Annotated in this window: 8 protein-coding genes and 1 pseudogene; 5 read left to right on the plus strand and 4 right to left on the minus strand. The window is 40.5% G+C overall.

Annotated features, from left to right (window positions below):
• Positions 1–10: 10 nt before the first annotated feature.
• From E4O00_RS13925 to E4O00_RS13945, 5 genes are read left to right on the plus strand one after another with little or no spacing between them, the layout of a single operon-like run.
• Positions 11–406 carry a hypothetical protein gene (locus E4O00_RS13925; protein WP_253677939.1) on the plus strand — a complete coding sequence of 132 codons (396 nt, stop codon included), beginning with the start codon at positions 11–13 and terminating at the stop codon, positions 404–406.
• Complete coding sequence (locus E4O00_RS13930) at positions 393–1,814, plus strand: polysaccharide biosynthesis/export family protein (RefSeq protein WP_253677940.1); 1,422 nt, start codon at positions 393–395, stop codon at positions 1,812–1,814. Before E4O00_RS13925 ends, E4O00_RS13930 begins: the two co-directional genes overlap by 14 nt.
• Before the next feature lie 11 nt (positions 1,815–1,825).
• Complete coding sequence (gene pta, locus E4O00_RS13935) at positions 1,826–2,833, plus strand: phosphate acetyltransferase (protein ID WP_253677941.1); 1,008 nt, start codon at positions 1,826–1,828, stop codon at positions 2,831–2,833.
• 4 nt (positions 2,834–2,837) lie between these two features.
• Complete coding sequence (locus E4O00_RS13940; RefSeq protein ID WP_253677942.1) at positions 2,838–4,721, plus strand: tetratricopeptide repeat protein; 1,884 nt, start codon at positions 2,838–2,840, stop codon at positions 4,719–4,721.
• Positions 4,722–4,743: 22 nt separating this feature from the next.
• Complete coding sequence (locus E4O00_RS13945) at positions 4,744–5,097, plus strand: arsenate reductase family protein (protein WP_253677943.1); 354 nt, start codon at positions 4,744–4,746, stop codon at positions 5,095–5,097.
• Here the strand turns inward: E4O00_RS13945 and E4O00_RS13950 are convergent.
• The 4 genes and pseudogenes from E4O00_RS13950 to gyrB form a co-directional block, all read right to left on the minus strand.
• Positions 5,094–6,932: an ABC transporter ATP-binding protein gene (locus tag E4O00_RS13950; protein ID WP_253677944.1), complete on the minus strand. Its 1,839-nt coding sequence runs from the start codon at positions 6,930–6,932 to the stop codon at positions 5,094–5,096. The two genes, E4O00_RS13945 and E4O00_RS13950, sit on opposite strands and share 4 nt — an antisense overlap.
• Complete coding sequence (locus E4O00_RS13955) at positions 6,933–7,607, minus strand: hypothetical protein (RefSeq protein WP_253677945.1); 675 nt, start codon at positions 7,605–7,607, stop codon at positions 6,933–6,935. It abuts the gene before it with no gap.
• A 25-nt stretch (positions 7,608–7,632) separates the two neighbouring features.
• A pseudogene (locus E4O00_RS13960) lies at positions 7,633–8,353 on the minus strand (DUF5058 family protein).
• 198 nt (positions 8,354–8,551) lie between these two features.
• Positions 8,552–10,468, minus strand: coding sequence for a DNA topoisomerase (ATP-hydrolyzing) subunit B (gyrB, locus tag E4O00_RS13970; RefSeq protein ID WP_253677947.1), 1,917 nt, complete (start codon positions 10,466–10,468; stop codon positions 8,552–8,554).
• Positions 10,469–10,576: the final 108 nt, after the last annotated feature.

A 10,576-nucleotide genomic window follows, 5' to 3' on the forward strand; every position in this document is an offset into this window, starting at 1 on the left:
AAAAAATGTTTTGGGAGAAATAGACAATATTACGGAGAAATTAAAAAGACTTGAGACTGCTTCCATGAATGTTTATGATAATAATATACCTTCTGTTGGTATTGATGCCGAAAAACTTGGAGCAGAACTATCTGCACAAAAGGCTATTTATGCTCAATTAAAGGCTCAATATGAAATGGTTAAAATTAAGATAAATAGCAATACTCCGATATTACAAGTTTTAGAATATCCTGAGGTGCCGGATTTAAAATCAGATCCCAGTAGAGGTAAACTATCCATAATTTTTACTTTTGCAGCCTTGTTTTTTTCTATATTTTTGGCATTTTTACTTAATGCTATTAATACTATAAGGCAAGATCCAGAGGCAATGAGAAAATTAAGGGGAAAGAATAATGAAAAAAACTAGATTTATAATTGCTTTTATTTTGATTATTCATCTTGCTGTTTTTTCACAGGATGCATCATTACAATTTAAAGCTGTGGATGAAGTTTTAAGTGCAGAGATAGCAATGTCTAATCCTAATTACTTGGTATCTGCAGGAGACGTATATGAACTTGCTTTTGTTTTGCGTGATAAGCCTGTTTCGGTTAAGCTTATAATAGACATCTCCTACAATGTAAAGATTTTGAATCTTGCAACTATTTCTGTAAATGGTCTAACTTATACTCAATTTAAGAAACGAGTCGAGGATATTATAAGGCAGAATTATCCTTTAAGCGGTGTTCAGCTTATTATGATAAAACCTGCAGTTTTTACTGTTGCCGTAAAGGGCGAAGTCATATCTTCTGGGGAGGTTAGAGTATCATCTTTAACAAGGCTCTCGTCTGTTGTTAAAAATTTTTTTACAACTTACTCTTCCAGCCGAAATATTCAAGTCATATCTGTAGAAGGAAATAAGAAAGAATATGATCTTTTTCAAGCCTCACGTAATGGTGATTTTTCTCAAAATCCTTTTTTGCGGCCAGGAGATACAGTTGTTATTCAAAGAGTTGAGCGTAGGGTAACGATAAGCGGCAGTGTTGAACGGCCTGGGGTCTATGAACTGTTAGAAAATGAAAATTTAAAAGATCTTATTGAGATTTATGCCGGAGGTCTAAAAGAGTTTACGGATATATCTAAAATTACTGTAACTAGAAATAATAAAACAGAAGATTTCCCTGTAGGAAGTTTTTTCAAAATAGAAAATAAAGAAAGCATAGCACCATTTAAACTTAATAATAATGATATTGTACATATTCCTAATGAAATGGAATTTAAGTCATCTATCATATTGGATGCAGGATCGGGTATTACACATATTCCTTTTACAGAAGGGGCAGATTTAGTATCAGTTGTTAGGTCATATAGAGGCAAATTTTCCCCGCTTTCGGATACAAAAAATGCTTATTTGATGCGAAATGGTGAAAAAGTATATACTAATTTTAATAGAATTTTTTATGACATAGATTATAATGAATTAATAGTGTTGGAACGAGGCGATGTAATTGTAGTACCGGTATTGCAACAAACTGTAATCGTCATAGGAGCCGTTCTTAGGCCTGGTGCTTATCCATATGTTCCAGGAAAGACATATGAGTATTATATAGCTTTGGCTGGCGGTTTTGATTTACAGAGAAATGCTATATCATCAGTAAAAATTAAAGATGTTTCAGGTAAAAAAGCCAATAAAAAAGATTATGTTCTCCCCGGTTCAATAATAACGGCGAGCTCCAATGCATTTTTATATAATGTGATGCCTTACCTTTCATTTGTTGCTACCGTTCTTACAATAATTGGCACTGTTTTTACAATAGTTGGAAACTTAAAAAAATAGGAGATAAAGTTATGAGTTTTGTAGACGAAATGAAAAGAAAGGCAAAAATGTACGCAAACCGTCTTGTTTTGCCTGAGGGTACTGAAGAAAGAACTCTTAAAGCAGCCCGATCTATCGTAGATGAAAAATTGGTGTCGGAACTTTTTTTAATCGGTTCTGATGAGGCTGTTTCTGCTGCCGCTTCTAAGGCAGGAGTAAAGCTGGACGGGATTAAGGTAATTGATCCGAAAAAATCCGAATGGCTTGATTCCTTTGCCGAAAGCTATTACGAAAAAAGAAAGGCCAAGGGCATGACACTCGAACAGGCTAAAATAGATATGAGTGCAGAACTCGGCTTTGCCGCAATGATGCTCGTTCAAGATAAGGCAGATGCAATGGTTGCAGGAGCCTTAAACACAACAGCTGATGTTCTCCGTGCAGGCTTAAAGGTTATCGGAACTCTTCCCGGAATGAAAACCGCTTCTTCATGTTTTTTGATGGATACAAAAAATCCCAAACTCGGAGCAAACGGAGTCTTTATCTTTTCGGACTGTGCCGTAATTCCTACTCCCAGCTCGGAACAGCTGGCCGACATTGCCTGCTCTGCTGCCATGAGCTGTAGAACCTTTGCAGGAGTTGAACCCGTTGTTGCGATGCTCTCCTTTTCTACAAAGGGCTCCGGAGGCGACAAGGATGAAAATATTTTACGCGTCCGCGAAGCCGTAAAAATCTTAGAGGAAAGAAAGCCCGACTTTGTCTTTGACGGAGAAATTCAGTTGGACTGTGCTATAGTTCCTTCCGTTATGCAAAAGAAGGCCGCCGATTCTCCCGTCAAGGGACAGGCCAATACCCTGATCTTCCCTGACCTTGGAGCCGGAAACATCGGATACAAACTGGTACAAAGAATTGCCGGAGCAGAGGCCCTCGGTCCCTTCCTCCAGGGCTTTGCAAAACCAATATCCGACCTTTCCAGAGGCTGTTCGATAGATGACATAATCACCACCTCGGCTGTAACCTTGGTTCAAGCCGGAAGAAAATAAAACTATGGCTAAGTCTGTAAGCGGGTTAATAAATGAAGCTGTTGAAGCCGGAAAAAAACGCGATTATAAGACTTCAATTTTAATTTTAGAAAAATTAGCTGCAGAAGGCTTAGCCGAAGTATCTTCTCCCTTTTACGCCGAAAAAAAGGGACATCCCGAAATATATTTATACCTATCAAGGGCTTGGGCTGCCGTAAACAATTACGGCAGATCCATAGTCTATGGAAAAGCCTACATTAAAAGATGTTCAGCCGATTCGGCCTCCTGTAATGCGGATTTGCCCATGGGCTTCTTTTTTTTGGGCCGATCCTATTTGGCTGCAGGACAGTATGACAAGGCTGTTTATTGCCTTGAAAAAAGCTTAAAACTCAACCCACATCCTCTTGAAACGAGGGCAATGCTGGGCTCGGCCTATTTAAAATGGAAAAAACCGAGGCTTGCCAGAGAAACATTTGAAGAAGCCTTAAAATTTGCTCCTTCCGATGCAAAGCTGAATACCGGATATTTAAACTCTCTTTTTGTTGAGGGTGTCTATGAATTAAGAGGCGGTAACGCAAATATGGCCCGCCAAATGTTCAGCTTTGCAATAAAAAACGGAATAGACGGGGTTGCTCCGCGTCTTTATCTCGCGCACGCCCTCAAAATGGAAGGCTATCTTTCCGAAGCTCTATGTCAGTACGAGGCTGCCTGCGAGTTCGAGCCCGATGATCCGGCACTAAAATGGTACCCTGCAATGATAAAGATGCAGCTGGGCGATGCTGCCGGAGCCGCTGAAGACTTTGCAAAGCTGGGAATTGAGCTTCCCGATGACGGAGTTTCGGACCGCTTTTTTGCAATGGGTGTTATCAAAAAACACATGGAACGGGGAGACTATTCCAGGGCTGCCGTTGCTGCCCGCATCTTTATAAAAAGTTTTGGAAGCGATGCCGAAATCAGGCTTCTTGCTGCAGAAGCTCAGCGTTCTATGGGCAACACCAACACGGCCTTAGGGCATTATAAATGTGCACTTGAACACGAACCTGAAAACCCTTATCCGCATTACGGCATAATGCTTTCTCTCCAAGAAGCATACCGTTGGGAAGAGCTTAGTTCCGCAATCCTGCGGGCCGAAGCAAGCGGAGTTTGCGATGCGGACGATATTTATTATTATAAAATAATTACTGCCGCCCATATCGATAATCCGCCCGAAGATGTTTTACCGCATCTTCAAGCCCTTATTCAAAACGGAAAAGCCGATTCGGTCATCTTTAATGCGATGGGCTGCTGCTACATAAAGCTTAACATGCCCGATTTGGCTCTCAACTGGTATGAAAGAACTTTAAGCATCAATGAAAAAGATGAGGAAGCTAAAATAGGAGTTATCGCTTCTTACGAAAATTTGCAATTAAATAAAGAAGCCGATGAAGCCTATCAAGCCTATCTAAAAGAATGGGAAAAGAACATTTACATAAGGCGGGACTACGTACTATTTTTGGAAAAATGCGAACGTTGGGAAGATGCCGGCAACCAACTTGAAATTTTGATGAGTCAGGGCGAAAAAGTTAATTTTGATCCTGAGCTTGCCTTGTTCCGGCGAAAAGCCGGGCAGTACCAAAAAGCCGCTATCCTATATAGAAAGATGCTTAGGGCAAAACCTGAAGAAAGGCTTTTATTACACAATCTTGTATTCTGCCTTGATAAGATGGGACAAACAAAGATTGCCCTCGACCTATTAAAAGCTGCCGAAAAAATGTTCGGTATTAAAACCGATTCTCTGCTTATCAAGGGTATCCTTCAAATGCGCTTAAAAAAGAAAGAAGATGCAATAAAAACTTTTCAATACATATTGGAAAAAGAACCTAAAAATAAACATGCAGCTGAATTTTTGGAAAAAGCTTACGTGAAGTAATTACTTTGTTTATGGAGGAAAGATGATTTTTATTTATTACCCGAAATGTACTACATGTATAAATGCAAAAAAATGGCTTGATGAGAATGGACTGTCTTATACCGAAAGACATATCAAGGAGAAAAATCCTACAGCCGCCGAGATTAAAAAATGGCATAAAAAGAGCGGCCTGCCCTTAAAGAAATTTTTTAACACAAGCGGTTTGGTTTATCGCGGTTTAAACCTTAAAGAAAAATTACCTAATATGAGCGAAGAAGAAATGTATAATCTTCTCGCAAGCGACGGTATGTTGGTAAAACGCCCCTTGTTAATTACCGAAACTTCTGTCATCATCGGTTTTAAACCTAAGGATTGGGAAGCTGCTCTTTTAAACTAAGTCTCTGAGTCAAGTTCTTCTTCTATAAAATTTTTTCTTTGGCTGTTATAAAGTTCTGCAAATAAACCGTTTTGAGCTAGAAGGCTTTCAAAGGTCCCTTTTTCGATTACGCAGCCGGAATCTATTACGATTATATCGCTGCAGGACTTTACGCTTCCCATCCTATGAGTTACGATAAGCGAGATTTTTCCCTTGCCCTGCATAAGAATGCTTTCGATAAATTCGTTTTCGGCTATCGGGTCTATCGCTGAGGTAGGTTCGTCAAAAAATATTATATCGCTTTTTTTGATGAAGGAACGCAAGGCTGCAAGCCTCTGTCTTTGCCCTCCTGAAAATTCTTTGCCGCCGTATTGCATTCCTAAAACAAGGGAGTAATTATTTTCAAGCTTCTTTTCAAAGTCTTTTCCTAAATATTTTACCTTTTCTATCTTTTCTTTTTCTTCTTCTTCACAGTGTCTGGGCTTTACAAAAATATTTTCGTCCACAGTGTAGCCTGCGTAAACGGCAAAGTCTTGAAATATCGCCGAGAGCCTTTCCCTGTATGAATCCATATCCAAATCACAAAGATTGTATTTACCGTTTATTATGATGCTTCCTTCTTGGGGCGTGTAAAAGCCCGTTAAAAGTTTTATCAAGGTGGTTTTGCCGCTGCCGTTTTTTCCTACAACTGCATAAGTTTTTTTACCGTCTATAAAAAGAGATAAATCTTTTATTGCATAATCGCTTATATCGTTTCCGTCCTTGTCGAATTCCTTTCCTCTATAAGCAAAACGGATATTCTTTAACTCGATGGATTCTATTTTTTCGTTTAAGATTATCCGCTCGGATTTTTCAATACCCTGATGTTTCTCGCTCCAATCCATAATATCAAAATAGTTTTGAAAGTACCCCATTATCGTAAAATACCATCTTCCGTACATAGCGAGGTCCTGTATCTCGTATTGGGTGTACATAAAGGCTTGTACATAACCTGCTACGGCACCGACTGCAATTCTTTTTTTTACGACAATAAAAATCATTAAGAAAAATAAGGCTATCATAATCAGGGCAGAAACCAAACTTGTAATCAATTGAAAGACCAAACCCCTATGAGCAATTTTGATAAAGTTCTTTAGGTACTCATCTCTTATGCTCAAATAAGTGTTTTTAAAGTTTTTGGTAAAGCCGAATAAAAAATTATCCTTTGCTTTTTCGCCTTCAAGTCCGTGCTTAATGTATGTAGCCATCTTGAGTCTCTTATCTTGGAGCTTTTCGGTTTCTGCCCATTGAAGTCTTCCCGCTTTTTGCGAAATTAAAAACACGGGCAGGGTTGAAAAAATCATTAAAAGAGGTAAAGAATAATCTATCGAAAACAAAACTGCAAACATACTTATTAAATTTACAATTCGCTGAAAATTTAAAATGATGTTAAAAACATAGTTTTGAGGCCTTACCTGTAATTGCTCTCTTACCATATCGACTTTTACGAGGTTTTCTCTTTTTTCAAAAAAAGAAAGATCGGTAAGGCTTGCCAACTTTTCGGATAGCCCTGTCATAATGGAGGCAGAGAATTTTTCGTGGATGAGGGTATTTAAGGTGCCTTGCAGTTTTACTGCCAATTCGGAAGCAAGTGTGATAGCAGCCCAAGCTGTCAAAAGCTTAAAAGTTTCCCCAAAGGCGATTTCCGCTGAGCTTTGCAAAAAGCTTGCTATTAAGTCTATGAGCTTCATCGAAATAAAAATTCTCAAAGAAGGGAAAATTCCCAAGGCAAGGGTCAGCACAATTACGGCACTTACCCTAAAAGGAGACGCCTTAAAAAAAAGCTTAAAGGTTCTGATAAAGGGGTATTTGGTCATTTAGATTTTTCCGGTCTTATACATTATCCTCGTGTAGACTATCGTGATAATAGCTCCTACTGGGATGAGCATACTTATGGCTTTTCCCAGCTGAGGCATGGCAATAAAAAGAATCAGCATAAAGGCAAAGGGAACAACGGCAATCTTGGGATTTTTTGCGACGAAGACTACCAAGAGTCCGCCGAAAAGGGCCGGCAGGATATTTTTAAAGGCCGGGGCCATGATGGGGGATTCCAAAATTGGTTTTAGCTGAGTTAACAAAAGCATTCCCAAGACCAAGATAAGGGTTGTGGTAATGGAAGAAACCGCTACGGCTATTGTGGTAACGACATCGCCTTCTTCGGTGTTGGCTTCAACCTTTGCAGCCTCCAAGGCTAAAACTCCGCAGGGCACCTTTAGGTTTGTTAAGTTTCCTGTGATAAAGCCTACATAGGTTCCGCCTGCACCGAGCATGGGGGCAAAGGTAAAGGCTTCAATAATTCCTACCGGCCAAAAAATAACGGCAACACCGAAAAGCCCCCTCAAAAGAAGCCAAAAGTTGGGCCAAGTATTATAATAAATGCAGGTAAAAAGAGGATAAGAAAGAAACATCATAATGGCTCCTACCATCCATATTCTTCCCCACCTATGTATGTTTTTTTCATATGAACTGAATTCAATCTGTTTATCTTGCATAATTCCCCCTATAAGAACCGCTGATTTAACCTATCAGCATTGTAATCGGAATGGAAAAGGCCATCCCGCCCAAAAGGCTTATCGGCATAGCATAGCTTTCAAGCCATTTAGCCCTTGTCTTCTTTACGATTAAACCGCAGATAAGCATTAAGAGGGCCGAAAAGAACATCACAAAAACGGGAATCCATCCCTTGAGTCCCAGACGAATTTCGGAAAATATCATTCCTAAAAAGGCTGAAATCATTCCCATAAAGAGGGCATCGATGAGTAGCTTGCTCCATTTTTCATCCTTGGACTTCATTCGAATAAGATTTTTTTGCATCTTGGGTAAAAAAAGAGCAATCACCACAATCCCGGAAATTATTCCGAGGGCCATAACCCAAGAAATCGTGGTATAGGCTGCTGCATCTGATATCGGCTGATCCAAGGGTATATCCAAGACCGAGGCTGCCGTGCTTGCTGCCGTAAGCTCATAGGTCAAGGCTCCTAGAACCGAAAGGCGAAGCCAGGGCAGAGGAAGACCTAAAAATTTGGAAAGGCTTATCATTCCGAGAATGATGGAAATGGCCGGAGCAATCGTAAAAACCGCCGCTCCGGAAATAATTTGCTTTATCTTTTTTTTTGGGCATGTTTAACTCTTTTGCCCGCCTTAAAGCCTTTACCAAAAAAAAGACTGATTGAAGCAGAACAAAGAGAATCACAACTCCTGCAAACCAAAAGAGCACAGAACTATTAACATCAAACATCCTACCTCCATAAAAACTTTTTGCAGGAAATATCAATTTCCGAAAAAAGTTTTTTGATGCGGTTTGTTTACGAACCGCATAGAATAACTCGATGTTTGCCTGAAAGGCAAACTCGAAGATAAACAGAGAGGCAGCATTTGTGCCGAACTGTTTATCACACCTCCATAAAAACTTTTTTATTAATTAATCAACTATTTATCATACATCCAGATTTGCATAGACGGCGTTTTCTTCGATGAACTTTCGGCGGGGCTCTACTTCTTCGCCCATTAGGGTGCTGAAAATTCTATCGGCCTCAACGGCATCGGGGAGGGTAACCCTCATCATCTTCCGCCTTGCAGGGTCCATGGTCGTTTCCCAAAGCTGGGTTCCGTCCATTTCACCCAAACCCTTATAGCGCTGAACAGCTGCATTGTTTCCGCGCCCTATTTGGTCCAAAACCGAATCCCTTTCATCATCATTGTAGACATACCATTCTTTTTTATTGTGAGAAATTTTATAAAGGGGAGGCATGGCAATGTAGACATAGCCCTTTTCGATAACTTGAGGCATATATCTAAAAAAGAAGGTCAATAGCAGGGTGCGGATATGGGAGCCGTCAACGTCGGCGTCGGCCATTATTATAACCTTGTGATAGCGAAGTTTTTCTATATTAAAATCCTTGCCTATACCTGTGCCGAGGGTGGCAATAATCGGCTGAAGTTTCTCGTTGTTTACAACCTTGTCGAGGCGGGTTTTTTCGACATTGAGCATTTTTCCCCAAAGGGGGAGGATGGCCTGAGTTTTGCTGTCCCTGCCTTTTTTGGCTGAACCGCCTGCAGAGTCTCCCTCAACTATATAAACCTCGCAAGATTCGGGGTCTTTTAAGGAGCAGTCTGCAAGTTTTCCGGGGAGACCGAAGCTGTCCAAACCGCTCTTTCTTCTGGTAGCTTCCTTTGCCCTGCGGGCTGCAATTCGGGCTGCAGCCTCGGCAACGCATTTTTCCAAAACCTTTTCGACCTCGTTCGGGTTTTGTTCAAAAAAGAGGGTGAGCTTTTCGTTTACAAAGGAGTCAACTATACCGCGAACATCGCTGTTGCCCAGCTTTGTCTTGGTTTGTCCTTCAAACTGGGGTTCGGGCACTTTCACGGAAACGATGGCTGTAAGACCTGCGCGGACATCTTCACCCGTGAGCTTTTCTTCCTTGTCCATCTTTTTTACAAGTTTAGGATATTTCTTTAAAAACTCGTTCATTACGCGGGTGAGGGCTGTCTTAAAGCCTTCAAGATGAGTTCCTCCCTCGCGGGTATTTATATCGTTTACAAAGGAAAGAAGGTTTTCGTTATATCCGTCATTGTACTGAAGGGCAGCCTCACAGATAATATCGTTTTTTTCACCTTCGATAAAAACCGGAGTTTTGGGGAAAACTTGTTTTGAGGCATTTAGGTATGACACAAACTGAGATATTCCGCCCTCAAAGGCAAAGGTAATTTCTTTTGGAGTAGAAAGGCGTTCATCCCTCATCGTGATGGAAATTCGGCTGTTTAAGAAGGCCAATTCCCTCAAGCGGGTTGCAAGCACTTCAAAATTGTATACTGTAGTTTCGGTAAAGATGGAAGAATCGACTGCCCACCTGATAACCGTACCGCTTTTTTCTGTTTCGCCTATTTTTTTTACCGGTTCAAGGATTGAGCCTTTTTCGAACTTTGCATAGTGCTCAAAGCCGTCCTTGTAGACCTTGGCTTCCATCCATACTGAAAGGGCATTTACAACCGAAACACCTACACCGTGCAAACCGCCCGAAACCTTGTAGGAGCCCTTGTCGAACTTACCTCCGGCATGGAGGCGGGTTAAAACCAGCTCTAAGGCGCTTATTTTTTCTGTCGGGTGAATATCTACAGGAATACCTCGGCCGTTGTCCTCTACACGCACAATATCGTTCGGTTCAAGAACTACCAAGATTTTATCGCAAAAGCCGGCCATAGCCTCGTCTATACAGTTATCTACAACCTCATAAACAAGATGATGAAGGCCGTCCGGCCCCGTTGAACCTATATACATACCCGGTCTTTTTCTGACCGCTTCCAATCCCTTTAAAACCGTAATATTATTTGCCGAATAATTTGACTTTGTCATTTTTTTTCCTTAAAAACTTATAAATTCCCATAAAATTTGACAATAAATGCCTCTTTTTATTCTATCATTATTGCAAAAAAAAGTAAAGAAGTAGTATAATGGCAGACT

This window comes from Treponema sp. OMZ 788 (assembly GCF_024181245.1).
GTDB lineage: Bacteria > Spirochaetota > Spirochaetia > Treponematales > Treponemataceae > Treponema_B.